The sequence below is a fragment of the Paraburkholderia mimosarum LMG 23256 = NBRC 106338 genome (assembly GCF_000739815.1).
In the GTDB taxonomy this organism is placed as follows: Bacteria; Pseudomonadota; Gammaproteobacteria; order Burkholderiales; family Burkholderiaceae; genus Paraburkholderia; species Paraburkholderia mimosarum.
Window position 1 is genome coordinate 131,705 of the sequence record NZ_BBJJ01000010.1, and the last position, 25,868, is coordinate 157,572.

The 25,868-nt window shown below is 65.8% G+C and carries 19 protein-coding genes; 12 read left to right on the forward strand and 7 right to left on the reverse strand.

The features are described from left to right. Positions 1-40: 40 nt before the first annotated feature. The 3 genes from BMI01S_RS11170 to clpS all read right to left on the reverse strand — a co-directional run bounded on the left by BMI01S_RS11170 (position 41) and on the right by clpS (position 4,260). Positions 41-1,456, reverse strand: a complete 1,416-nt coding sequence (locus BMI01S_RS11170; RefSeq protein WP_036044606.1) for an amino acid permease — start codon at positions 1,454-1,456, stop codon at positions 41-43. A gap of 201 nt (positions 1,457-1,657) precedes the next feature. After that, positions 1,658-3,949, reverse strand: a complete 2,292-nt coding sequence (gene clpA / locus BMI01S_RS11175; protein ID WP_028213388.1) for an ATP-dependent Clp protease ATP-binding subunit ClpA — start codon at positions 3,947-3,949, stop codon at positions 1,658-1,660. Continuing rightward, positions 3,946-4,260, reverse strand: a complete 315-nt coding sequence (clpS, locus tag BMI01S_RS11180) for an ATP-dependent Clp protease adapter ClpS (RefSeq protein WP_028213389.1) — start codon at positions 4,258-4,260, stop codon at positions 3,946-3,948. Before clpS ends, clpA begins: the two co-directional genes overlap by 4 nt. Positions 4,261-4,834: 574 nt before the next feature. Between clpS and cspD the strand changes: the two genes are divergently transcribed. Further along, positions 4,835-5,041 carry a cold shock domain-containing protein CspD gene (gene cspD / locus BMI01S_RS11185; RefSeq protein ID WP_017776809.1) on the forward strand — a complete coding sequence of 69 codons (207 nt, stop codon included), beginning with the start codon at positions 4,835-4,837 and terminating at the stop codon, positions 5,039-5,041. Positions 5,042-5,120: 79 nt separating this feature from the next. Here the strand turns inward: cspD and BMI01S_RS11190 are convergent, their stop codons facing one another. Both BMI01S_RS11190 and icd read right to left on the reverse strand, forming a co-directional pair. After that, entirely contained in the window at positions 5,121-6,725 is a 1,605-nt protein-coding gene (locus BMI01S_RS11190; RefSeq protein WP_028213390.1) for a multicopper oxidase family protein, read from the reverse strand. A 635-nt stretch (positions 6,726-7,360) separates the two neighbouring features. Beyond that, positions 7,361-8,617: an NADP-dependent isocitrate dehydrogenase gene (gene icd / locus BMI01S_RS11195; RefSeq protein ID WP_028213391.1), complete on the reverse strand. Its 1,257-nt coding sequence runs from the start codon at positions 8,615-8,617 to the stop codon at positions 7,361-7,363. A 399-nt stretch (positions 8,618-9,016) separates the two neighbouring features. Here icd and BMI01S_RS11200 point away from each other — a divergent pair, with 399 nt between their 5' ends. The 10 genes from BMI01S_RS11200 to BMI01S_RS11245 all read left to right on the forward strand — a co-directional run bounded on the left by BMI01S_RS11200 (position 9,017) and on the right by BMI01S_RS11245 (position 21,047). Beyond that, positions 9,017-9,598, forward strand: coding sequence for a pseudouridine synthase (locus BMI01S_RS11200; RefSeq protein WP_028213392.1), 582 nt, complete (start codon positions 9,017-9,019; stop codon positions 9,596-9,598). 345 nt (positions 9,599-9,943) lie between these two features. Further along, complete coding sequence (locus tag BMI01S_RS11205; protein WP_028213393.1) at positions 9,944-10,144, forward strand: hypothetical protein; 201 nt, start codon at positions 9,944-9,946, stop codon at positions 10,142-10,144. Positions 10,145-10,361: 217 nt separating this feature from the next. Further along, the gene (locus BMI01S_RS11210; protein WP_028213394.1) at positions 10,362-10,880 is read left to right on the forward strand and encodes a DUF192 domain-containing protein; all 519 of its coding nucleotides are present in this window, start codon (positions 10,362-10,364) and stop codon (positions 10,878-10,880) included. A 329-nt stretch (positions 10,881-11,209) separates the two neighbouring features. Further along, positions 11,210-13,318 carry an elongation factor G gene (fusA, locus tag BMI01S_RS11215; RefSeq protein WP_028213395.1) on the forward strand — a complete coding sequence of 703 codons (2,109 nt, stop codon included), beginning with the start codon at positions 11,210-11,212 and terminating at the stop codon, positions 13,316-13,318. A gap of 195 nt (positions 13,319-13,513) precedes the next feature. Next, entirely contained in the window at positions 13,514-14,011 is a 498-nt protein-coding gene (locus BMI01S_RS11220; protein ID WP_028213396.1) for a cupin domain-containing protein, read from the forward strand. 42 nt (positions 14,012-14,053) lie between these two features. Continuing rightward, positions 14,054-15,076, forward strand: a complete 1,023-nt coding sequence (locus BMI01S_RS11225; protein ID WP_028213397.1) for a HoxN/HupN/NixA family nickel/cobalt transporter — start codon at positions 14,054-14,056, stop codon at positions 15,074-15,076. Positions 15,077-15,303: 227 nt separating this feature from the next. Then, positions 15,304-16,980: an ABC transporter substrate-binding protein gene (locus BMI01S_RS11230; protein ID WP_036019894.1), complete on the forward strand. Its 1,677-nt coding sequence runs from the start codon at positions 15,304-15,306 to the stop codon at positions 16,978-16,980. A gap of 40 nt (positions 16,981-17,020) precedes the next feature. Further along, complete coding sequence (locus BMI01S_RS11235) at positions 17,021-18,049, forward strand: ABC transporter permease (RefSeq protein ID WP_028213399.1); 1,029 nt, start codon at positions 17,021-17,023, stop codon at positions 18,047-18,049. Then, positions 18,046-18,963 (forward strand): ABC transporter permease, encoded by a 918-nt coding sequence (locus BMI01S_RS11240; protein WP_028213400.1) that lies wholly within the window; start codon positions 18,046-18,048, stop codon positions 18,961-18,963. Before BMI01S_RS11235 ends, BMI01S_RS11240 begins: the two co-directional genes overlap by 4 nt. Further along, positions 18,960-21,047 (forward strand): dipeptide ABC transporter ATP-binding protein, encoded by a 2,088-nt coding sequence (locus tag BMI01S_RS11245; RefSeq protein ID WP_042289167.1) that lies wholly within the window; start codon positions 18,960-18,962, stop codon positions 21,045-21,047. The genes BMI01S_RS11240 and BMI01S_RS11245 overlap by 4 nt, the downstream gene beginning before the upstream one ends. Positions 21,048-22,596: 1,549 nt before the next feature. Here BMI01S_RS11245 and BMI01S_RS11250 read toward each other — a convergent pair. Then, positions 22,597-23,442, reverse strand: coding sequence for an aldo/keto reductase (locus BMI01S_RS11250; protein WP_028213401.1), 846 nt, complete (start codon positions 23,440-23,442; stop codon positions 22,597-22,599). Between the two features lie 161 nt (positions 23,443-23,603). Here BMI01S_RS11250 and BMI01S_RS11255 point away from each other — a divergent pair, with 161 nt between their 5' ends. After that, positions 23,604-24,350, forward strand: coding sequence for a GntR family transcriptional regulator (locus BMI01S_RS11255; protein WP_028213402.1), 747 nt, complete (start codon positions 23,604-23,606; stop codon positions 24,348-24,350). A gap of 34 nt (positions 24,351-24,384) precedes the next feature. On the opposite strand, the gene BMI01S_RS11260 is transcribed toward BMI01S_RS11255, so the two are convergent. Beyond that, the gene (locus BMI01S_RS11260; RefSeq protein ID WP_028213403.1) at positions 24,385-25,833 is read right to left on the reverse strand and encodes a CoA transferase; all 1,449 of its coding nucleotides are present in this window, start codon (positions 25,831-25,833) and stop codon (positions 24,385-24,387) included. Positions 25,834-25,868: the final 35 nt, after the last annotated feature.

The following is a 25,868-nucleotide window of genomic DNA, read 5'->3' on the forward strand; positions in this document are numbered from 1 at the left end:
CCCGCCAGCAACAGGAAAGCACGCCCCGGGCGTGCTTTTTTTATATGGAGGCTTCGGTTCGTCGCGCCGCCGTGGGACGTCGGCGATACCACAACGCATAGGCGACCACCAGCACCATGAGAAACGCGAAGCCGTAGGCCAGCGTCATGCGGAATTCGCGCGTAAAGGCCGTTCCGGCCAGGATGCCGAGCATGAGCAGTGCGCCCAGCACGCTCGTGAACGGGAAGCCCCACATGCGGAACCTGAGCGGTGCGCCGCTTTCGCGATCCTGGCGCACGCGGAAGAAGATCTGCGTGACGAAGATCATGAACCAGGTGAACATCGCGCCGAACATGGCGATCGACATCATCATCGTGAATGCCGCCTGCGGCCAGAGCGCATTGAGCACCGCCGCCACCGCTATGCCGATGGTGGAAAGCGAGAGCGCCGCCGTCGGCACGCCGTGGCGCGTGAGGCGTCCGAACGCCGCTGGCGCGTAGCCGGCGCGCGAAAGGCTGAACATCATGCGCGTGGTGATGTACAGCTGGCTGTTCATCGCCGAGAGCGCCGCCACGAGCACGATGAAGTTGATCGCGCCGGCCGCATAAGGCACACCGGTCGCCGCCATGACCTTCACGAACGGGCTTTCGTTGCCGCCGGCTTCCGTCCACGGCACGATGGCGAGCATGAGCGCCAACGTGAGCAGGTAGAACAGCACGAGGCGCAGCACCGTCGCGCGAAACGCGCGCGTGACGGCTCGCTGCGGATCCTGTGCTTCGGCGGCGGCCACGGCGATCGTCTCCACGCCGAGGTAACTGAAGAGCGAGACGATCGTCCCCACCCACACGCCCCACCACCCCTTGGGCAACAAGCCGCCGTGCGACGTGTGGTTCGCGAAGCCCACGCCCGAGCCGGCCGGCGCGCGCCAGACGAACCACGAGCCAAGCACGATGAACGCGACGATCGCGGCGATCTTGAGGCTCGAAAAGAGGTATTCGATAGTGCCGTAGGCACGCACGCTCATTGCGTTCACAACGATCAGTGCGGCTGAAAATCCGATGATCCAGTAGAGCCCCGGCACATGAGGGAACCAGAACTTCATGTAGACGGCGATCGCCGCGACCTCGGTGCCGACCGCAAGCACATAGGCCGACCAGTACGCATAGCGCACGACGAACCCGGCGAGGGGCCCGATGTAGTGCTCGGCGTACGCGCCGAACGAGCCCGACACGGGATGAGCGACGGTCATTTCGGCAAGCGCGCCCATCAGCAGCAGCGCGATCAGCGCGCCGATCGCGTAGGAAACGAGCACGCCGGGCCCGGCAAAGGAGATCGCGAAGCCGCTGCCGAGAAAGAGCCCGGTGCCCACCGCGCCGCCGATGGCGATCATCGTCATCTGCCCGGCGGACAAGCCCCGGCGCAGCCCCTTTTCGCGCTCGACGATGGCATCGAACGCGCCCGATTTACGTGGTACCACAATCACACCCCTACTTCGCACAGACGGCGCTGCGCATCAAGAAACAAAATGCGTATTTTACTTTCCGACGTCTCTGGGGCCATTCGGTGCGACCGGCCCGCGGCGCACAAATGAAAAACGGCGCAGTCCTTTCGGACCACGCCGTCTTGAAGGCTGCAGACAGGCTACAGACAGGCCACAAGCGCGGTATCGCGCCGACGCCTACTCCACTTCCACCGCTTCCGGGTTGCGCGGCGCGGGCTGCTCGTCGAACGTGAGCTGGACCTTGTCCTCCGCATCGACATCGACGGTCACGCGGCCGCCGTTCATGAGCTTGCCGAACAGCAGTTCGTCGGCGAGCGCACGGCGGATCGTGTCCTGGATCAGGCGCTGCATCGGCCGCGCGCCCATGAGCGGGTCGAAGCCGTGCTTCGCGAGATGCTTGCGCAGCGCGTCGGTGAAGACCGCATCGACCTTCTTCTCGTGCAACTGGTCTTCGAGCTGCATGAGGAACTTGTCGACCACACGCATGATGATTTCTTCATCGAGCGAGCGGAAGCTGATCGTCGCGTCGAGCCGGTTGCGGAACTCGGGCGTGAACAGGCGCTTGATATCGGCCATTTCGTCGCCCTGCTCGCGGCGGGTCGTGAAGCCGATCGTCGACTTGTTCATTGCCTCGGCGCCCGCGTTCGTCGTCATGATGATGATGACGTTGCGGAAGTCCGCCTTGCGGCCGTTGTTGTCGGTCAGCGTGCCGTGGTCCATCACCTGCAGCAGCACGTTGAAGATGTCCGGGTGCGCCTTCTCGATTTCGTCGAGCAGCAACACGCAGTGCGGCTTCTTCGTGACGGCTTCGGTGAGCAGACCGCCCTGGTCGAACCCGACATAACCCGGCGGCGCGCCGATCAGGCGGCTCACCGCATGGCGCTCCATGTACTCGGACATGTCGAAGCGGATCAACTCGATGCCGAGCGTGAACGCGAGCTGGCGCGCCACTTCCGTCTTGCCGACGCCGGTCGGACCCGAGAACAGGAACGAACCGATTGGCTTGTCCGTTTTGCCGAGGCCCGCGCGCGCCATCTTGATCGAGGCCGAGAGCGCGTCGATTGCCGGATCCTGGCCGAACACCACGGCCTTCAGATCGCGGTCGAGCGTTTGCAGCTTGCTGCGATCGTCCTGCGACACGCTTTGCGCCGGCACGCGCGCGATCTTCGAGATGATTTCTTCGATCTCGCTCTTGCCGATGGTCTTCTTTTGCTTCGACTTGGGCAGGATGCGCTGCGCCGCGCCCGCTTCGTCGATCACGTCGATCGCCTTGTCGGGCAAGTGTCGATCCGTGATGAAGCGCGCCGACAGTTCAGCCGCTGCATTGAGCGCGCCCGACGAATACTTCACGCCGTGATGCTCCTCGAAACGCGACTTCAGGCCACGCAGGATCGCCACGGTCTGCTCGACGGTCGGCTCGACCACGTCGACCTTCTGGAAGCGCCGCGAAAGCGCCGCGTCCTTCTCGAAGATGCCGCGGTATTCCGTGAACGTCGTCGCGCCGATGCACTTGAGCGTGCCCGACGAGAGCGCCGGCTTGAGCAGGTTCGACGCGTCGAGCGTGCCGCCCGATGCGGCGCCCGCACCGATCAGCGTATGGATTTCGTCGATAAAGAGAATCGCGTGCGGCCGCTCTTTGAGCTCCTTCAGCACCGTTTTCAGGCGTTGCTCGAAGTCGCCGCGGTATTTCGTACCCGCGAGCAGCGCGCCCATGTCGAGCGAATAGACCTGGGCGTCGGCGAGAATGTCCGGCACTTCGCCGCGCGTGATGCGCCAGGCGAGCCCTTCCGCGATCGCGGTCTTGCCGACACCGGCCTCGCCCACGAGCAGCGGATTGTTCTTGCGGCGGCGGCACAGCACCTGCACCACGCGCTCCACTTCCAGTTCGCGGCCGATGAGCGGATCGATGCGGCCATCCTTCGCCATCTGGTTCAGGTTCTGCGTGAACTGGGCGAGCGGGGTTTCCTTCTGGCCGGCGGCGTCTTCGGCTTCTGCGTTCGCGTCGCTGGCCTTGGCGGCTTCGCCGCTGCCCGTCTTCGCGATACCGTGCGAAATGAAATTCACGACGTCCAGACGCGTCACGCCCTGTTGCTGCAGGTAGTAGACCGCGTGCGAATCCTTCTCGCCGAAGATGGCGACCAGCACGTTCGCGCCCGTCACTTCCTTCTTGCCGTTGGAAGTGGACTGGACATGCATGATCGCGCGCTGGATCACGCGCTGGAACCCGAGCGTCGGCTGCGTATCGACGTCATCCGTGCCGGGAACCGTGGGGGTATTGTCGTGAATGAAGTTGCGCAGGTTCTGTCGCAGGTCTTCGATATTGGCGGCACACGCGCGCAGCACTTCTGCCGCTGTTGGATTGTCCAACAGCGCCAGCAGCAGATGCTCGACCGTTATGAACTCGTGCCGCGCCTGACGTGCTTCCATGAACGCCATGTGCAGGCTGACTTCCAGTTCCTGGGCAATCATGCTTCCTCCATCACGCACTGCAGCGGATGCCCGGCCTGCCGTGCATGGGTAACGACTTGCTCAACCTTGGTCGACGCGATGTCCCGCGTATAGACCCCACAAACACCCCTGCCCTCGCGATGCACCTTCAACATGATCTGCGTTGCGGTCTCGCGGTCCTTATTGAAATATTCCTGCACGACCATCACGACGAATTCCATCGGCGTGTAGTCGTCATTCATTAGCACGACCTTGTACATGGAGGGCGGTTTGACCTTTTGCTCCTGCCGCTCCAGTACGGTTGAATCCTGCTTGTCCGGGATAATCGCCATACACCCATTCTAAACAACTCGGACAGGCCCGCAATCCTGCCGTCACCTGACCGGCCGGCCGGTGAACCCGGCGCTCCCGACCTGCGTCCCGCTGCAAGCAATTGATGTGCGCCCTGGCCCGGCCCCGATCCCTTCGACCGGCTGCGGGGCCGGTACATAATCCTGCTGCGAGCAGCTTTCACGCCACCGTTGAATCGAGTATCGCACAACCTTGGCGTTGCCGTGGAAAGCGACTGTAGGCGCCCGCACGCTCGGCATCACATTCGATGCTGCGGTGCATTCGCATGTGCGTCGCTCCCGCGATTTTTCAAGATGCGCCGCACACCTGCGCGCAGCATCGGCGAAAAGCAGGAAAAACCCTGGAAATGCGTTCTTTACAACGCGTCAGCGAACGTCTCAAAATATTCTTGACAGCAGAATAAAGAGCCCCAACAATCAAGCTGGCACTTTTTTCAACTGCCTTATATTCGGAAAAATGCCGTTGGTGAGCTTGTGAGGAGGGGGCGATCGCACTGCGATCGTTTGGCTTTTCGAACTGCTCGTGGTAGTGACATGAGTTACAGGGGAAGTTGGTATGGCAACCGGTACGGTCAAGTGGTTCAACGACGCGAAGGGTTTCGGGTTCATTACGCCGGATGAAGGCGGCGAGGACCTGTTCGCTCACTTTTCGGCCATTCAGATGAATGGTTTCAAGACCCTGAAAGAAGGTCAGAAAGTGAGCTTCGAGGTCGTGCAAGGCCCGAAGGGTAAACAGGCATCGAACATTCAGGCTGCAGCCTGATCTGTTCGGTACCCGTACCTTGGAAACCCGGCTTCGGCCGGGTTTCTTTTTGGCTTCATCGTTTTTTAACGTTCGCGTGCTAGCTAACGCGCAGCGTGCCCATCATGCCGAGATCCTCGTGCTCGAGGATGTGGCAATGAAACATGCGTTTGCCCGCCTCGTGCTGAACGGTTGCGATGTGCACGGTTTCGCCGCGCCGCACGTTCACCGTATCGCGCCACGCGAGTAATTCCTCTTCCTGGCGCACACCGCCCTGCTCGCGTGCGAGCACCTGGAACTGCGTGCCGTGCAGATGAAACGGATGGTCCATGTCCGTGGCGTTTCCTATCATCCAGTGCTCCACCTCGCCGCGCCGGCTCGCAAGCGTCACGCGCTCCGGGTCGAATACCGCTCCGTTCACCATGAATTGCATGCCGCGCGGCATGGGCTGCGTGGACGCACCCGGTGCGTGCATTGCTTGCATGTCCATCGCTTCGGTGAACACCACACTCTTTTTCGGCGGCGTTTGCGAACCCGATGCACCGAGCGGGGCAATGTCGCGCAGGCGCGCAGGCAGTGCGGATTGCGTTGCGCTACCCGGCGCAAAGCGCACGTTCGCCAACGCAATCGTCGGCCCCGGCGGCAAGCTGCCGTGCGACATCGACATTTTTCGGCGGTCGTACTGCGCGGCGATCAACGACGCGCGCGACGCATTCTGCCCAGCCCGTACGATCAGCTCCGCTCGCTCGCCCGGTGCGAGCAGGAGTGCCGTGACACCCTCGCGTGGCGCCCCCAGCAAACCGCCGTCCGTGCCCACCTGCGTGAAGGCGCGGCCGTCGTCGAATGCGAGCTGCAGATATCGCGCGTTACAGCCGTTCCAGATGCGCCAGCGCTCGTCGCGCACGATTTCGATGTGCGGCAACCTCGCACCGTTGACCAGCACGAACTGACCTTCGCGGCCGTTCATCCAGTCCATCATGCCGTTCGCGGCAATCGTGCCGTCCGCGGCGAGCTTCAGGTCCGAGACGAACAGATGGCGCTCCGGCCACGCGGCCAGCGGATCGTCGGCGGCGCGCACGATGAACGGCCCGGCCAACCCGCGAAACACCTGCTCGGAACTCAGCATGTGGGGATGCGGGTGATACCAGTAGGTGCCCGCACTTCCCGGCGGCAGCGTGAAGCGGTAGACACGCCGCTCGCCTGGCGCGACGGGATTCGATGGATCGCCATCCTGTTCGGGCGGCACGGGCAGGCCGTGCCAATGGATCGTCGACGGCTGGGGCAGCCGGTTCACGAACGTGATTTCGACAGTGTCACCCTCGCGCACGTCGATCGACGGTCCGATGACCGGGCCGTCGCTGTGGAGCGCCGACCCAGCGTCGTATTGCCAGAAGACCGTTTGCGGGCGGCCCGGCAGCAGTGCGCGCGCGGCCGGCTGCGCGACGAGTGTCGCGCGGAACTGGCCCGGCTCGCGGCTCTCGTTGGCGAGCGTGCGCAGCGCGGCGAGGGGTGCGCCAGCGGGCAAGGCATCCGCGGCGGCGAGTGCCTCTGGCGGATGCATCGTGTTGCCCGGCATCGCCGGTGTGGCCGATGCCGCGTGCATCGCGTGCATCGTATCGTCCGCAGCTTGTGCCAATGCGTGGCGCGCGAACAAGGTCGCCGTGGCGGCACTCAACGCGCCGGACAGAAATGCTCTTCGTTTCATCGATGAATTCCTCTTACCTCGTGATGCCTGAGCACGCGACGCCTACGACAGGCGCGACGCGCGTGCGGCGAATCGCTTCGCTTGCGCCTTGCGCGCACGAAGGACTTCGGAGTCACTGCTGGACCACGCTCCGCTAAGCGCTAGCGGCCCGACTCAGACGATGGGGGGAGGCAAAGGAGGAGCGTGCGTAATTCCCGCACGCATCGGCACGGGAACAACGGTGAGCGTGGAACGAGCGGGGGCTTGCATGCCCAATGCCGACGCGGCCGGAGGGGCGCCGCAGTGCGCGCCGCAACCCGCGACACAACAATTCGTGCCGCACGCATGATGCGAGACGTGGCCGTCAGCTTTCGTCACGCCTGCGGGTCTTGTATTGCCGCAATCATTCCCCGCCATCACGACGGCTTGCGGCTGCGCAAGACGCTGTGCGTGCTCGCATGCCGTGGCACCGCGCACGGCAAAGAGCGCAAACAGGCAAGCAAGAAGAAGACGACACAAAAAAGGCATGCGACGGGGGCGAGGAAGGGGCTGGGCGGATACGCCATGATATCGCAGTGTAGACATCGCGATACGCGCGACGCTGCGCCGCGCGCGCCCGCAGAACGTCATGGACACGGCGCGGCCGCCCATCATGCTCACATATTCTCGATCATCACCTGTCCGAAGCCGGAGCACGACACCTGCGTCGCTCCTTCCATCAGACGCGCGAAGTCATAAGTGACCCGCTTCTGCTGAATCGACTTTTCCATCGACGCGATGATGAGGTCGGCCGCCTCGAACCAGCCGAGATGGCGCAGCATCATTTCGGCAGAGAGAATCTCCGAGCCCGGATTCACGTAATCCTTGCCCGCATACTTCGGCGCGGTGCCATGCGTGGCCTCGAACATTGCCACGGAGTCCGAAAGATTCGCACCCGGTGCGATTCCAATGCCGCCCACCTGTGCCGCGAGCGCGTCGGAGATGTAGTCGCCGTTGAGGTTCAGCGTGGCGATCACGTCGTACTCGGCCGGTCGCAGCAGGATCTGCTGCAGAAACGCATCGGCGATCACGTCCTTTATCACGATGTCGCCGCCCGTCTTCGGATTCCTGATCTTCATCCACGGGCCGCCATCGACCAGTTCCGCCGCGAACTCCTTCTGCGCAAGCGCATAACCGTAGTCGCGGAACGCGCCTTCGGTGTACTTCATGATGTTGCCCTTGTGCACGAGCGTGACCGAGCGGCGCTCGTTGTCGATCGCGTACTGGATCGCCTTGCGCACGAGGCGCTCCGTACCCTCGCGCGAGACCGGCTTGATGCCGACGCCCGAGCTGTCCGGAAAGCGGATCTTCGACACGCCCAGTTCTTCGCGCAGGAACTTGATGAGCTTCTTCGCACCTTCGGATTCCGCGGGCCATTCGATACCCGCGTAGATGTCCTCGGAGTTCTCGCGGAAGATCACCATGTTCACCTTCTCCGGTGCACGCACCGGAGAAGGCACGCCCTTGAAATACTGCACGGGGCGAAGGCACACGTAGAGGTCGAGTTGCTGGCGCAGCGCGACGTTCAGCGACCGGATGCCGCCGCCCACAGGCGTCGTGAGCGGCCCTTTGATGGACACGACGTATTCCTTGACGACATCGAGCGTCTCTTCGGGCAGCCACACATCGGGGCCATACACGCGGGTGGCCTTCTCGCCCGCGTAGATTTCCATCCAGTGAATCTTGCGCTTGCCGCCGTAGGCCTTTTCGACCGCCGCGTCGACCACCTTGAGCATGACCGGCGTGATGTCGACGCCCGTGCCGTCGCCCTCGATGTACGGGATGATCGGCTGGTCCGAGACGTTGAGCGAAAAATCCGGATTGACGGTGATCTTTTCACCGCCCGTCGGAACGAGGATGTGCTGATAAGGCATGATCGACTCCATTAGGGGCAAGCTCTTGAAAGCAGGTTGACGAGGCGCCCGGAGCCTGCGGGCGGCGGCGAGGCTTTCTCGCCCGGCGCGAAGCGGCATCTCGCCGTTATGGCTTCTCGACATCCGGAGCGGTCGATATTTGCAGTAACACGGTCCAGCGGCATGCGACGCACTGCGCGCGATGCTGCACTGGCGCGCCCGTCGGCACGAGGATCTGGCGGTTATTCTAGCCCACGCCCTGCGCGAGCGTGCCGCTCCCATCGCTTCCTGGCGTGTGAGTGGGAAGCCGCCTTCGATGGCAGGTGAACCGATTGTCTTATATAAGACACATGAATCGTCGAAACGCTTTTTGCCTTAAGATCTCGGCGCTTACCCGTCATTTCCTCCCGCCACCTCGCCATGCGTCTGATCGCCCTCAACAAACCGTTCGGTACGATCTGTCAGTTCTCGCCACACGAAACGCGACAGTCACTCGCGGACTGGGTGAAGGTACCGGGGGTCTATCCGGCGGGCCGGCTCGATTCCGACAGCGAAGGTCTCCTGCTGCTCACCGATGACGGCGCATTGCAGGCGCGCATCGCAGAACCGCGGCGCAAGCTCGTGAAACGCTATTGGGCGCAAGTGGAAGGTGCGCCTGATACGGCAGCGCTTGCGGCGCTCGAACGCGGCGTCGACCTCGGCGATTTCGTGACGCAGCCGTGTCGAGCAAAAATCATCGCGGCGCCCGCCAATTTATGGCCGCGCAATCCGCCGATTCGCTATCGCGCCGCGATACCGACCACATGGGTGGAGATCGCGATCAGCGAAGGCAAGAACCGTCAGGTGCGACGCATGACCGCTGCGGTGGGCTATCCGACGCTGCGACTCGTGCGTGTCGCGATCGGCGCGCTCGATATTTTTTCGCTCGGCCTCGCGCCCGGCGAAAGCACCGAAGTGTCCTCCAGCGCACCGTGGCAAAACACGCCAAAAAAACACAAGTAGCTGTTGCGCAAGCACTTTTCGCTTGTTGCTTGATCTCCTTCGTATCGCGCGACACGTCCCCCTCTTTGCTGTTTCGTTTCGTTACGAAGCAAATGAAAACTTCGCGTCAACCGTCTCGCGAGACCATGCGTTATTCGACGCAGATGCCGCCCCGAAGCTATCCGGCATTCAGCCTTCAGGGTCCTCGCAGCAATGCATGGTCCCGACCGCTGGCAGACGCACCCACGCAAGTTCTCGTGAATTTGTTGAAGGTGACTGTCAACCGAAAGGTGGATGGCACGTTTACCGACCTGACTCCAATAACCGGGTCACTTGGTTAATCAACTCAAGCTGAGGATTCACAAAATGAACAAACTGATCGCTGCTCTGGTCGCTGGCCTCTTCGCATCGGCTGCATTCGCACAAGCTTCGGCTCCGGAAGCTGCTTCGGCTGCTCCGGCTGCTGCTGCTTCGGCCGCTCACAAGTCGTCGCACAAGAAGGCTCACAAGAAGTCGTCGCACAAGAAGGCAGCGAAGGCTGAAGCCGCTTCGGCAGCTTCGGAGTAAGCCTGTTGTAAGACGCTTCGAGGAACGGCATTCGTTGCCGCTCTTCAGCGCAAAAGGCAGAGCGCCGCAAGGCGTTCTGCCTTTTTGTTTGCCCGCATTTTTTTTGGCCGTTTCTTTCGACATGCACGCCCCGCTGGACGACGCGCGCAGCGCATTTTGACCCGTTCTGACCTGGTCGCGTAACATGCGCGGATTAACCTGAAGCAAGGAGCCTCTCGTGCGATTTTCCCTGCGCCCGTTCTTCGTGCGCTGCGCGCTTGCCGTTGCATTGCCGTTTGCCGCTCTCGCGGCGCTGACGTTCACCACGACGGCAACGTCGAGCATCGCCCAGGCGCAACAGATGCCACCAGGCGCCAGGCAGCCCGGCGAATTTCCGCGCGTGAAGCTCACGGCCGGCATGTTCGTCATCGACGCTGCCGTAGCCGCGAACGACGCGGATCGCGAGCAAGGTCTCATGTACCGCTCGCAGCTCGGGCCCAATGAAGGCATGCTGTTCGTGTTCGGCGAGAACGCCGTGCACTGTTTCTGGATGAAGAACACGTTGATCCCGTTGTCGATCGCTTTTATGCGCGCCGACGGCACGATCACCGACATCGACGAAATGCAGGCCGAAACGACCAACAACCACTGCCCGCGCAACAACGGCGTGTTCGCGCTCGAAATGCCCAAAGGCTGGTTTTCGGCGAAGGGCATCAAGCCCGGCATGAAGATTCAGGGATTGCCGCCGCTGCAGTAACGGCGCCGCCATCACTCACGCTTTCGCGCACGGCGCGCGAAGCGCAAGCCGGCCACCCGCTCGCAAGCGGCGCCGGCTTTTTTTGCGCCCGCGAGCGCCGCGACGCATTGGTCGGCCCACCGTTGGCCCTTTCCCGCCTGGCGCCGCCGTGCGCGCCTTGCGCGCCGCGACGCACGTCCTGCAAAAGCGCCGCGCAAGCGCTATCCTATAAATCCCGCGCATGGCGTGTGCCACTCGAGGCTCGCGCGATGCGACGCATCGGGCCGCGCGCTGGCCGCGCCGCGTGCCGCCCGGCAGCTTCCATGGCGCGTCATTCCAAGGAGATCACCGTGCCTCGCAAGACCCCCATCGAGCGCTATCGCAACATCGGGATCAGCGCTCACATCGACGCCGGCAAAACCACGACAACCGAGCGCATCCTTTTCTATACCGGCGTGAATCACAAGCTAGGCGAAGTTCACGACGGCGCGGCGACCATGGACTGGATGGAGCAGGAGCAGGAACGCGGCATCACGATCACCTCGGCCGCGACGACCGCGTTCTGGAAGGGCATGGCCGGCAATTACCCCGAACACCGCATCAACATCATCGACACCCCGGGGCACGTCGATTTCACCATCGAAGTCGAGCGCTCCATGCGCGTGCTCGACGGCGCGTGCATGGTGTACGACTCCGTGGGCGGCGTGCAGCCGCAGTCGGAAACCGTGTGGCGCCAGGCGAACAAGTACAAGGTGCCGCGCATTGCGTTCGTCAACAAGATGGACCGCGTGGGCGCGGACTTCTTCCGCGTGCAGCGGCAGATCGGCGAACGTCTGAAGGGTGTGGCCGTGCCGATCCAGATTCCGGTGGGCGCGGAAGATCACTTCCAGGGCGTGGTCGACCTCGTGAAGATGAAGGCGATCGTCTGGGACGACGAGAGCCAGGGCGTGAAGTTCGCGTATGAGGACATCCCCGCGAACCTCGTCGAGCTCGCGCACGAGTGGCGCGAGAAGATGGTCGAGGCCGCCGCCGAGGCCGATGAAACGCTGCTCGAAAAGTACCTCCACGACCACGAGAGCCTGACCGAGGAGGAAATCAAGGGCGGGCTGCGCAAGCGCACGATCGCCAACGAAATCGTGCCGATGCTCTGTGGCAGCGCATTCAAGAACAAGGGCGTGCAGGCGATGCTCGATGCCGTGATCGACTATCTGCCCTCTCCCGTGGACGTGCCCGCTATTCTCGGCCACGACCTCCACGACAAGGAAATCGAGCGCCATCCGAGCGACGAGGAGCCGTTCTCGGCGCTCGCGTTCAAGATCATGACCGATCCGTTCGTCGGCCAGCTGATCTTCTTCCGCGTCTATTCGGGCGTCGTGAATTCCGGCGACACGGTGCTCAACGCGACCAAGGACAAGAAGGAGCGCCTCGGCCGCATCCTGCAGATGCACGCGAACGAGCGCAAGGAAATCAAGGAAGTGCGCGCGGGCGACATCGCTGCCGCAGTCGGCCTGAAGGAAGCGACGACGGGCGACACGCTCTGCGATCCCGCGCACGCCATCGTGCTCGAACGGATGATCTTCCCCGAACCCGTGATCTCGCAGGCCGTCGAGCCGAAGACCAAGGCCGACCAGGAGAAGATGGGCATCGCGCTCAATCGTCTCGCGCAGGAAGACCCGTCGTTCCGCGTGCAAACCGACGAGGAATCCGGCCAGACCATCATCTCCGGAATGGGCGAGCTGCACCTCGAAATTCTCGTCGATCGCATGAAGCGCGAGTTCGGCGTGGAGGCGACCGTCGGCAAGCCGCAGGTGGCGTATCGCGAGACCGTGAAGAACAAGGTCGAGGATGTCGAAGGCAAGTTCGTCAAGCAGTCGGGCGGGCGCGGCCAGTATGGCCACGCGGTCATCACGCTCGAACCGCAGGCGCCGGGCAAGGGCTACGAGTTCGTCGACGCCATCAAGGGCGGCGTGATTCCGCGCGAGTTCATCCCGGCGGTCGACAAGGGCATTCAGGAAACGCTCAAGGCGGGTGTGCTCGCGGGCTATCCCGTGGTCGACACGAAGGTCACGCTCACGTTCGGCTCCTACCACGACGTGGACTCCAACGAAAACGCCTTCCGCATGGCGGGCTCGATGGCCTTCAAGGAAGCGATGCGCAAGGCGAAGCCGGTTCTGCTCGAGCCGATGATGGCCGTGGAAGTCGAAACGCCTGAAGATTTCATGGGCAACGTGATGGGCGACCTTTCGAGCCGCCGCGGCATCGTGCAGGGCATGGAGGATATCGCGGGCGGCGGCGGCAAGATCGTGCGCGCCGAAGTGCCGCTCTCGGAGATGTTCGGCTACTCGACGTCGTTGCGTTCGCTCACGCAGGGCCGCGCCACGTACACGATGGAGTTCAAGCACTACGCGGAAACGCCGCAGAACGTGGCCGAAGCGGTCATCAACGCGAAGAAGTCCTGATCGCATGGCCGGGTACGAACCCGGCATGCGCGCCAACCAGCCTGTTCTCGTGCGTTGCCGCGAGAACAGGCTTTTTTCCGCCCGGCATGCGGGGCACCGGCGCGGCGCCGCGCACGTCGCTATTTTGGCCGTGCCACAATGCGCCGATGTATCCGCAGGCAAGCGCACGGCTGCCAACGAAAAGGAGACACGACGATGAGCCACGACCACGATCATCACGACGACGCGACGCCCGACTGGCGCGAGCACGGCGTGAAGGTGATTCGCGGCGATCAGCTCGACACCAACACCGCGCAAACGCCGGGCATGAACCGCGCTGCCGCGATCAACGCGGCGCGCGTGGGCGCGCAGAAGATCTGGGCGGGCACGGTGACGATCCATCCGAACGCGAAGACGGGCGCGCATCATCACGGCGCATTGGAGAGCGTGATCTACGTCGTGCGCGGACACGCGCGCATGCGTTGGGGCGAACATCTGGAATTCACGGCCGAGGCGGGCCCCGGCGACTTCATCTTCGTGCCGCCCTATGTGCCGCATCAGGAGATCAACGCGAGCACCGACGATCCGCTCGAATGCGTGCTCGTGCGCAGCGACAACGAGGCCGTGGTCGTGAACCTGAACATCGACGCCGTGGAGAAGCCCGAAACGGTCTATTGGGTCGATCCCATTCACCGCCATCCGCACGAGCATTGAGCGCCGAGCCGCACCCACCGCTTCCCACGACGATACGACCTGATGACGAGTACCGCCGCTTCGCTCCGCGCACGCCTGATTCCGCTCTATGCCGCACTCATCGCCGCCAATCTCGGCGCATGGGCGTGGGCGCTGATCGCGTTTCGCCACCATCCGCTGCTGCTCGGCACCGCGTTGCTCGCCTACGGCTTCGGCCTGCGCCACGCGGTGGACGCCGACCACATCGCCGCCATCGACGCCGTCACGCGCAAGCTCATGCAGCGCGGCGAGCGTCCGCTCGGCGTGGGGCTCGCCTTTTCGCTCGGCCATTCGACGGTCGTGATCGTTGCCACGCTCGGCATCGCGCTCACGGCCGTCTCGTTGCATGGCCGCTTCGAGCGGTTCCACGAGATCGGCTCGACCATCGGCACGCTCGTGTCGTCGACGTTCCTGCTGGTGCTCGCGGGCGTGAACCTCGTGATCCTGCGCGACGTGTGGTTGCGCTACCGGCGCGCGCAGCAAGGCGGCGATGCGGCGCTCGCCGCTGCGGTCGTAGCACCCGCGCCCGCGGGCCTCTTTTCGCGCGCGCTGCGTCCGCTCTTCGCGCTCGTCACGAAGAGCTGGCACCTGTACCCCGTGGGCGTGCTGTTCGGCCTCGGCTTCGATACGGCGACCGAAATCGGCCTGCTCACGATCGCCGCTTCCGAAGCGGGCAAGGGCCTGCCGATGTATTCGATCCTCGTGTTCCCCGCGCTCTTCACGGCAGGCATGACGCTCGTCGATTCCACCGACAACGTGCTGATGGTCCACGCCTACGGCTGGGCCATGGACGACCCCAGACGCAAGCTCTACTACAACGCGAGCATCACGTTCGTCTCCGCGCTCGTGGCGATCGTGATCGGCGGCGTGGAGGCGCTCGGGCTCATCGGCGAGAAGCTCGGTGCGAGCGGCGGCGCGTGGTCGTTCGTCGCCGGACTGAACGAGCGCTTCGGCGAGCTGGGTTACGCCATCGTCGCCGCGTTCATCGCGTGCTGGATCGGCTCGGTGCTGTTCCATCGCTGGCGGCGGCCCGCTGCGGCGCGTTGAGTCGGGCCTGCGCTTCTCGCACGACGCCCGGCCGCGTGCAACCCAACGAAACCCTACCCTTCGCCTCGTTCGCCGAAAGCGCGTAAACTAGGCCCGGCTTTCGTGCTCGATAGCCGGAACACGCTGCACCCCGCTGCAGCCATTCGTCGTCTGCCGTACCGCATGCCGCCGTCGCGCGCCCTCGGGCCGCGCGTCCCCTGAACGGAACCGCACGGAAACCCGCACCGATGAACCGACCGCAGTCCCGCCGTCTGCTCCTGTCCCGCCTCGACCCGCTGCGCCCTCAGGCCGGCGAGCACGGCAACCACGCCCTCGACGAATTCCTTGCCGGCCGCCTCACGCGCCGCGAACTGCTGCGCTATGCGAGCGCGATCGGCCTCACGGCGCTGCCGGCCCTTGCCGGACTCGGCTTCCCTCGCAGCGCCAAAGCGCAAGGCGCGGCCGGGCCCGGCAACCAGACGATCCGCGTGGCGCACCTCATGCCCGCGGGCGCCGTCGATCCGCTCACCGTGACCGACGCGGGCGCGCTGTGCCTTCTGAACCAGACCGGTGAATTCCTCGCCAACGACGACGCCAAAGGCCATCTGCAGCCCGCCCTCGCGCTCTCGTGGCAAGCGAACGCCAAAGCAGACGTCTGGACGTTCAAGCTGCGCCCCAATGTGAAATTTCACGATGGCCAGCCGTTCGGCGCCAAAGACGTGGTGGCGACGTTCGATCGCCTCGCCGATCCGGCAAGCGGGTCGGCGGCGCTCTCGGTGCTCAAGGGCGTGCTCTCGAAAGGCGGCACGAAGGCCATCGACGATCACACCGTCGAGTTCCACCTCGATGCGCCCAACGGCAACTTCGCCTATTACGTTTCTTCGGACAACTACAACGCCGTGATGCTGCCCGCCAACTATGCGGGCAATTACGAAAAGAGCTTCATCGGCACCGGGCCGTTCAAGCTCGGCAAATTCGAGGCCCGGCGCGGCGCGAGTTTCGTGCGCAATCCCGACTACTGGGGCGACAAGGCGCTGCCCGCGCGCGTGGACTTCGCCTTCTATGCCGACGAGCAGGCGCAGTTGCTCGCACTCCAGGGCCATCAGGCCGACGTGATGGGCACCTTCACCGTGCAGGGCGGCATCGGCATACTCAACAATCCCGACTTCAAGGTGATCGGCGTGCGTTCGAGCGCGCACCGCCAGATCCACATGCGCAACGACTCGCCAGCGTTCAAGGACAAACGCGTGCGCCAGGCGCTCGCGCTCGCGTTCGACCGCGACGTGATGGTGCGCGGGCTTTTCAAGGGCCGCGCCGTGGTGGGCAACGACAGCCCGTTCGCGCCCATGTTCCCTTCGACGGCGACCGACGTGCCGCAGCGCAGGATCGATCTCGCGAAGGCACGCCAGTTGCTCGCGCAGGCGGGCGTCGCCAACGGCTTCGACGTGACGCTCACCACCGAGAAGTACATGGAGATACCGGACCTCGCCGTGGTCATACAGAACGCGGCGAAGGCGATCGGCATTCGCATCGTGCTCAAGGTGGAGAGCCAGTCGCAGTACTACGGCGCGGGCACGTCCGGCAAATCGGACTGGCTCGATTCGCCGCTCGGCATTACCGACTACGGGCATCGCGGCGTGCCGAACGTGTTTCTCAACGCGCCGCTCACCTCGGGCGGCACGTGGAATGCTGCGCATTTTCGCAACGCGCAGTACGACAAGCTGGTCGCGCAGTTCGCGGCGACGCTCGACGTGGCCGCGCAGAAGCAGGTGGCGCGGCAGATCCAGACCTTGCTGCTGGAAGAAACGCCCGTGATCATCCCGTACTTCTACGACCAGTTGATCGCACAGCGCGCCGTGCTCTCGGGCGTGCGCTTCACGGCGCTCGCCCAGCTCTATTTCGACCGCGCGACGCTCGCCGCCTGAACGCGGCGCACGACACGAGCGCACCCGAAACGGAGGTTCGATGGCCACTCCGCTCCCACCAGCACCGCATCCGGCCCGCACGACGAACGCCCACTCGTTCGCCGCGCGCGCGGGCGTCGCGCGGTTTCTCGGCCGACGCGCCGCGTGGGCGATTTTCACGCTGTGGCTCCTCTCGGTGCTCGTATTCGTGGGCGGCCAGTTACTGCCGGGCGACATCGGGCGCGCGGTGCTCGGACCGCTCGCCGACGCTCGCGCCGTCGCGGCCCTCAACCACGAACTGGGCGCGGACCGCCCGCTTCTCGTTCAATATCTCTCGTGGATCACGCATGCCGTGCGCGGCGACTTCGGCATGTCGTGGACCTACAAGCAACCCGTGGCGCCCTTCGTGGGCGAAGCGCTCGCGCAGTCGGCCAGGCTCGGCCTGCTCGCATTCGTCGTGGTGGTGCCGCTCGGTATTGCAGGCGGCGTATGGGCGGCGCTGCACGAAGGCCGTCTCGTCGACCGCGCGATCAGCACGGGCGGGTTGTGCGCGAGCGCCGTGCCGGAGTTCGTCTCGTCGATCGTGCTGATCCTCATCTTCGGCGTATGGCTGCGCTGGCTGCCGATCGAGGCCACCGCGCCGGAAGGCGCGGGCGTGCTGGCTCAATTGCGCCATCTCGTGCTTCCCGTGCTGCCGCTCGTGCTCGTGTTCTTCGGCTATCTCGCGCGTATCGCGCGCGCCGGCACGATCGCGGCGCTCGACGCCGACTACACGCGCACCGCGATCCTCAAGGGGCTGCCGAGCCATGTCGTGATCGTGCGCCACGTGCTGCGCAACGCCCTGCTGCCTACCGTGACGGTGGCGGCCACGCAGCTCGGCTACCTGATCGGCGGGCTCGTCGTAGTCGAGTCGCTGTTCCGCTATCCGGGCATCGGCTCTCTTATCTACAACGCCGCGAAAGCCAAGGACTTCCCGTTGCTCGAAGCGGGTGTGCTCGCCGTGGGCGCGGTGTACACCGTCGCCAATCTCGCCGCCGACGCCCTGCACGCACTGCTCGATCCGCGCTTGCGCACGCCGGGAGGCGCATGAACGATATGGCATCCGAAGCAATTTATCCGGGCGGCTCGGGCGACGAACCGCCGGGCGGCGACCCGCCCGACGATACGCTCAACGACACCCGCGTGCGCGACACGCTGCAGCTCCTGCTGCACTCGCCCTCGTTCGTCGCCGGCGCGTTGATTCTCGTGTGGTGGATCGTCTGCGCGCTCGCAGGAGCGGGGTTCGCGCCGCACGACGCCTATGCGTCCGACCCGCTCAGCTCGCTCATGCCGCCCGATCGCACGCACTGGTGCGGCACCGACCAACTCGGCCGCGACATCTGCTCGCGCGTGATCGTGGGCGCCCGCGACATCCTCACGATCGCGCCGCTCGCGACGCTCGTCGGCACGCTCGCGGGTGCGGCGCTCGGGCTCGTCACGGGCTATTTCGAAGGCGCATTCGGCACGCTCGTCGCGCGCACGCTAGACGCCGTGCTCGCGCTGCCGCTCGTGATCGTGGCGCTCCTCGTGCTGGCCGCCGTGGGCGCCTCGAATCTCGCGGTGGTGCTCGTGATCGGCATTACGTTCGCGCCGCTCGTCGCGCGCACGGTGCGCGCGGCGGTGCTCGCCGAGCGCCATCTCGACTACGTGGCGGCCGCGCGCCTGCGCGGCGCGAGCGCGCTCGCGGTGATGTTCACCGAGATCCTGCCGAACGTGTGGCCGCCCATCGTCGTCGAGGCAACGGTGCGACTGGGCTATGCGATCTTCGCCGTGGCGACGCTCTCGTTCCTCGGCTTTGGCATTCAGCCGCCGTCCGCGGACTGGGGGCTCGCGCTCGCCGAGTCGTATACGCTGCTCGCGGGCGGCGCGTGGTGGACCGTAGCGTTCGACGCGCTCGCCATCGCCTCGCTCGTGGTGGCCGTGAACCTCATCGCCGACAGTTTGGGGGAGGTGCTCGCATCGTGAACCGACCCGCCTCTGCGCGCCCCGCTCTCGCGACCTTCAGCGCCCCGCGCGACGACGACGCACTGGCGCTCGTCGGCCTGACCGTCGCCTACCGCGTGCGCGGCCGCGATCGCGACGTGCTCACCGACATATCGCTGCGCATCCGGCGCGGCGAAGCGTACGGGCTCGTCGGCGAGTCGGGCTGCGGCAAGTCGACGGTCGCGCTGGCCGCGCTGCGCTATCTCCCGCGCAACGGCCGCGTGAAAGCCGGGCGCATCGCGATCGCGGGCGACGACGTACTCGCGCTCGACGCCGACGGGCTGCGCATGCTGCGCGCCAACGCCGTTTCGATGGTCTATCAGGATCCCGCCAGCGCGCTCAACCCCACGCTCACGATTGCGCGTCAGCTGAGCGAGGCATTCGAAGCCGCGGGTGCCGACGCGAGCACGGCGCGGGCGCGCTCGCACGCGATGCTCGAACGCGTACGCATTGCCGATCCAGGGCGCGTGCTGGCGAGCTACCCGCATCAGCTCTCGGGCGGCATGCAGCAGCGCGTCGTGATCGCGATGGCGCTCGCGTCGAATCCCGCGCTCCTGATTCTCGACGAGCCGACGACGGGCCTCGACGCCACCGTCGAGGCCGAAGTGCTCGACCTCATCGCGAGACTGCGAGCGGAGCTGGGCATGGCGGTGCTGCTCATCAGTCACGACCTCGCGGTGATCGGGCGCATGTGCGAGCGCGTCGGCGTGCTCTACGCGGGGCGGCTCGTGGAGGAAGGCGCCACGCGCGACGTGTTCGAGCGCGCGCGGCATCCGTACACGGTCGGCCTGCTGCGCTGCTTGCCGACGCATGGGCGCAACAAGCATGCAGGCGCGCTCGACACGATACCCGGCGAGCTGCCCGCGCCGGGCGCGAGTACGCCTGGCTGCATCTATGCGCCGCGCTGCCGCCTCGCCGATGCGCGCTGCCGTGAAGTGGCACCGCCGCCGCACCGCATGACGTCGCCGCATGGCGAGCAGATGTCGCGCTGTCATTATCACGAGCGCGCGATCGAATTGCCGTTTGCGAATCTGAGCGAAAGCGGCGATGGCTTGCATGGCTCCGGCGACCAGGATCGCGAAACCGAGCCGCGCGTGGTGCTGCGCGCGCTCGACGTCTCGCGGACCTTCGGGCACGGCGCGAAAGCAGTGCGTGCACTGGACGCCGTATCGATCGAACTGCGCGCAGGCGAGACGCTCGGCCTCGTGGGCGAATCGGGCAGCGGCAAGACGACACTCGCGCGGCTGCTGCTCGGCCTGAACGCACCCGACGCGGGCGGCACCGTCGAACTCGATGGCCAGCGCCTGCACGCCCACGTGGCGCGGCGGCGCGGCGGCGAGCGCGCGGCCCTGCGCGTCGTCTTCCAGCATCCCGACGCCTCGCTCAATCGCGCGCTGCCCGTGAAGCGGCTGATTGCGCGCGCACTTGTCCGGCGGCACGACAACGCCATTGACCACGATGCCCCGGACGAGTCGCGCATTGCGGGGCTGCTCGAAGCCGTGCGCGTGCCCGCGCGTTATCTCTCGGCGCGCGCACGGCAACTCTCCGGCGGTCTGAAGCAACGCGTGGCGATCGCTCAGGCGTTCGCGGGCGAGCCGCGTATCGTGATCTGCGACGAGCCGACGTCGGCGCTCGATGTCTCCGTGCAGGCCGCCATCCTCAATCTGCTCGCCCGCCTGCAGCGAGAACGCGGCGTGAGCTATCTGTTCATCTCGCACGATCTCGATGTGGTGCGTTATCTCGCCGATCGCATCGTCGTGCTCTACGCAGGCCGCATCGTGGAGACCGGGCCGGCCGGCGCAGTGTTCGACGGTCCCTGGCATCCCTATACAGAGACGCTGCTCGCGGCACGCTCCCCGGGCCCTTCTTCGACAAGCGGCACGCAGCGCACACCACACGGCTGCCCATTCAGCGCGCGCTGCCCGCGCAAGCTGGGCGCCCTTTGTGACGAGGTGGCCCCGCCGTTTGCCGATGCAGGCGACGGCCATCGCATACTCTGCCACATTCCCATAGACGAATTGCGCGCACTGCAGCGCGCCGCCGCAGACGCACAACCCGCGAACTGACAGTGCGCCGCCGCGCATATTGCGCGCAGATTCGTTGCGCAGTCCGCTTCTGCAACATGCATCGCCCACTTCGGCTGGTGCGTTTCATCATCGAAACGTTTTCAGCGGATTTCCGGGCAGACAGGCGATATATCGATTATCAAGTCCGCCCCGTACGCCACTCCCGGGCCGATGGCACAAAACTGGCTATATCCGCAACGGGCATTCGGACGCCGCTATCCAGCGCGACACACGCGGGGCGTCGCTCCTGGCGATCGGATGACTGGCCGCTCGACGCGCATGTGATCCGCCATCCCGTTCCGCGGGCTCCGGCGATCCACAAGCAGTCCTGCCTAAACCGGTCATCCGGCTCGCGGTCGAACCGGGTGCCTTTGAGGGGACGTTGTACGGAAGTACCGCAGCCGGAGCGAAGCAGATTATTGGCCAGACGGGGATCGGCGCCCGCGCAAAAGGCGGGCAACCCTGCACGGGGGCGTAGGCGGCGGCGTACACGACAGCCGCCTCGCGGGGAGAAAACGATGAAAAATACGGCAATGTGTGCGATGGGAGCGGGTGTGCTGTTTCCCGCGATCGCCGCGCACGCGGGAGGCGCCGACGACATCGTCAACCCGGTGATTCTCGTTGCCGACGCACCACTGCCGGTGAGCGGCGCGGAAGGCTTCGGGGCCTTCGGCGCGGCGGCTGCGCAATCGTTTGCCGGGGGATCGACTGCATCAGGAGCACTCGCGGGAACTGATTCGGAATCCGATTCATCGAATCTCGCGAGTGACGTTTCCACGGTGTTCGCAGCAGACGATTGCGTTCGCTGCCCAGGCGGCACTTGTATTCGGGGCAACGGCGCAAGCCATGGCGGCTCGGGTTCGTCGGGTGCGAGCGGCGGCAGCAGCGGCAGCAGTGGGAGTCACGGCGCGGGCGCTGCGACAGCCAGCACTGGGGGCCCGTCTGGCGGGGCGTGCCTCGGCCGCAGCGGCAGCGCGGCTGCAGGTGGGCCGGGACCGAACGGGTCGGGAGGTGCTTCCGGCAACTCCGGCGGCGGAAAAGGCGGTGGCGGAAACAACAGCGGCGGCAACAAAGGGGGCGGTAGTAATAGCGGGGTAGCAGCTCGGGCAACTGCGGTTGCGGCGCACACGGTGGATCGGCTAGCGGACCTTCGGGCGGACCCGCAGGCGGATCCGGCGGTGGCTTTGGTGGAGGCTTCGGCGGTTTCGGAGGTGGATTCGCAGGTGGATTCGGCAAGGGTGGACCGTCGGGCGGCCCGGGCGGCGGGTACGGCGGCGGCCACGGTGGCGGCCATGGCGGCGGTCATTGATCCTGTACGGCGGTGCAGGCAAGCCGCCGCAGCCACCCCGATCTGGCGCGACGGCCAGGCGCGCCAGTCCTGGCGTCGGCGGCGGCGTTCCGGTCCCCCGGCCGGGGCCCGCCGCCGGGGGCAGGTCGCCGGATACGCGGCACGCACTGCGTTCGGCCGTGGCGGCCTCGCCCGTTGCCTGCTCATCTGCCGCCGCCGCATGCCATGATCGTGCGCACCCGCGGGCACCCGGTCAGCCTTCTAGAGCATCTCCAGCGGACGCTTGCTGCGCGGCGGCTTGAAATACGCGTCGAGCGCCGCGTGGTCCTCGGCGCCGAGAACGAGATCGAGCGCCGCGCGATTGTCGCGCACGTGCTCCACGCGCCCCGCTTTCGGAATCGCGCATACGCCGCTTCGGCTCAGCAACCACGCCATCGCCACGCGATAAACCGACACCCCGTGCGCATGAGCAATATCGTCGAGGGGCGAGCGCCGCGGCAGGCGCGCGTGATCGACGGGGCTATACGCCATCACCGGCATGCGATGCGACGCGCTCCACGGCAGCAGATCGAATTCGGCGCCGCGCCGTGCAACGTTGTAGAGAATCTGGTTGGTCGCGCAGGCGTCGCCGCCCGGCGTCGCGAAGAGTTCTTCCATGTCGTCGGTGTCGAAGTTGCTCACGCCCCAGTGGCGGATCTTGCCCGCGCGCACGAGCGACTCGAAGCCTTCCACGGTTTCCGCCAGCGGCACGCCGCCGCGCCAATGCAGCAGGTAGAGATCGAGCCGGTCGGTGCCGAGACGCTTCAGGCTCGATTCGCACGCGCGCACGACACCGCTGCGGCTCGCGTTGTGCGGATACACCTTGCTCACGAGAAACACCTGCTCGCGCAGGCCCTCCAACGCCTCGCCGACGAGCCGCTCGGTCGCGCCGTCGCCGTACATTTCGGCGGTGTCGATGAGCGTCATGCCAAGCGCGACGCCCTCGCGCAGCGCGGCGATTTCCGCGGCGCGATGCGCGCTGCGCTCGCCCATCTCCCATGTGCCCTGCCCGAGCTTCGGAATGCGTTCGCCGTCCGGCAACGCGACGGTAGCGATATCGGTCGTCATGATGTCCCTTTGCGCCCGCTGCTGCGGCGCTGCTTCGACAACGAGCGACCAGTGTATCGCCTCGTGCGAAGTGCGGTCATACGCACTTTCGCAAGCCGTTCATTAGCGTCTTCGCACGCCGATGACATAAAATTGCCGTTCGCCTTTCATGCCTGCCTCTCATGAACGCTCCCACGGAAGACCGCTGGCGCGACCTGCGCCCGGACCCGGACAACGACACCCCGCTCTATCTGCAACTCGCTCGCAAGCTGAGCGTCGCGATCCACGACAATCGCTGGAACGCGGGCGAAGCGCTGCCATCGGAGCGCGTGCTCGCGGAATCGCTCGGCGTTTCGCGTATCACCGCGCGCAAGGCGATTGCGCTGCTCGTGGAGCAAGGTCTGATTCGCCGCACCCAGGGCGCGGGCAGCTTCATCACGCCGCGTTACGAAGACCCGCTCTCGCGCTTGACGAGCTTCAGCGAAATGCTGCGGCAGCGGGGCTTCACACCCAGTTCGCGCTGGCTCTCGCGCGAAATCCAGCCCGCGAGCCGCGACGAGGTGATCCAGCTCGGTCTCTCGCCCGCGGCGGCCGTCACGCGGCTCAAGCGCCTGCGTCTCGCCGACGGCATCGTGATGGCCGTCGAGAACTCCACCTTTCCCGCCGCGTTGATTCCCGATCCCAACGCCATCGGCGATTCGCTCTACAGTTTCCTCGAGCAGCGCGGCCTCGCGATCGTGCGCGCGCTGCAGCACTTTCGCGCCGTGAACGCGAGCGAGGAAATCGCGCGGCAAATGAGCATCGCGCCCAACGAGGCGCTACTGCTCATCACGCGCGTGGGCTACACCGCCGACCAGCGCGCCATCGAACTCACCGACACGTACTGCCGCAACGACTACTACGATTTCGTCGCGGAATTGCGCAAGTAAGTCTCGCGTATCGGTGCCGCACGCGAGGCGGTCCTCAAGCGATCCACACGGGCGCATCGGTGCCGATCGGCACCGGCGGCCGCGCGTGAAACGCCGGCGTGAGTTCGAGCCGCTCGGCGGGCGCCACCGCGCGCACGCGCCCGAACGGCGAATCGATCTCTTCGAGGCAATCGGCGATGTCGGCGGCAGTCACTTCGGGCGTGCGCTGGCCGTCTTCGAGCGTACCCATCGTTTGCAGCCAGCGGCCCGTTTGCGCGAGGGAAAGGCGCACGTGCCAGCTGCCGCCCTCGCGCATGCGCCGCGCGAGCGCGACCATCGCGCCGAACGCCGCGAGATAGCCCGTGGCGTGATCGAGCGCCTGGCACGGCAGCGGCCGGACCGCGGCGAATGGCGGCGCGTCTGCCTCGTTGCTCGCGCCACGGCCCGACTTCGCGGCGGCGACGCTTTCCGTCCAGACGATGCCGCTCGCCGACTGTACGAGGCTGTCGAAACCGCGCCGCTCGCGCCAGGGCCCGCGATGCCCGTACGCGCTGATGGAGACGCACACGATGCCCGGACGGATCTGCGCCAGCGCTTCGGGCGCGAATCCCCGCGCGGCGAGCGCGCCGGGCCGATAGCCTTGAACGAATACGTCGGCGTCGCGCACGAGCGCACGCAGCTGGTCGCACGCGGCTTCGTCGCGCAAGTCGAGCGTGGCCGAGCGCTTGCTGCGCCCGTTGTCGATCACGAGCGGCGCGATGTTCGGCAGATGCGCGCCGTTGATGAGCAGCACGTCCGCGCCATGCTGACCGAGCGTGCGCCCGGCCACCGGCCCCGCGATGATGCGCGTGAGATCGAGCACGCGCACGCCTTCGAGCGGGCGGGCGCCGGCTTCCGTGCCGCTGACCGCTCGCGGCCCCTCGGCGCTCGCGTCGCCGATGCGCTCGATCTCGAAGAGCGGCAGGCTCGCCACCGCCTTCGCCTGCTCGTGCGCGGCCCACTCGCGCGGCGTGCGCACGAGCGCGGCGCACAGGCCCGCTCGCGCGAGCGCGTCGTCGAGCGCCGCGCCTTCCCAGCCGAGGATCGCGCGCGCCACGGCGTCGCGGTCGTCCGCGCACTGCAGCACGCGCAAGATGCCCGCGAGATGATGCGGGAAATTCGCGTGCAGCTGGATCCAGCGGCCGTCGCCGGTGGGAAAGTGCCCCGTCACAGGATGGCGCAGCTCGGCGGCCGGCTTTCCATCCACATTCAGATACCGCTCGCTGCGGAACGCCGCGAGCGCGCGACGCACGTCGATCGCCACACGCTGCGCGCGACCCGTGCGCAGCTCATGCAGCTGCGCCGCGGCGAGCCCTGCCGCGCCAATGCTCACCGCCGCGAGCGCACCCACGCGGAAGACCGAAGGCAGGCCAGGATCGTCGCCCTCGATGTCGAGCCGGTCGAGCGCGGCAGCGTCGCAGCCGGCGAGCATCCATAGGTGTTCGAGCGCGTGGCGTGGTGTCATGGCGTGCGGTCCTTTTACGGGGGATAACGAGCCGA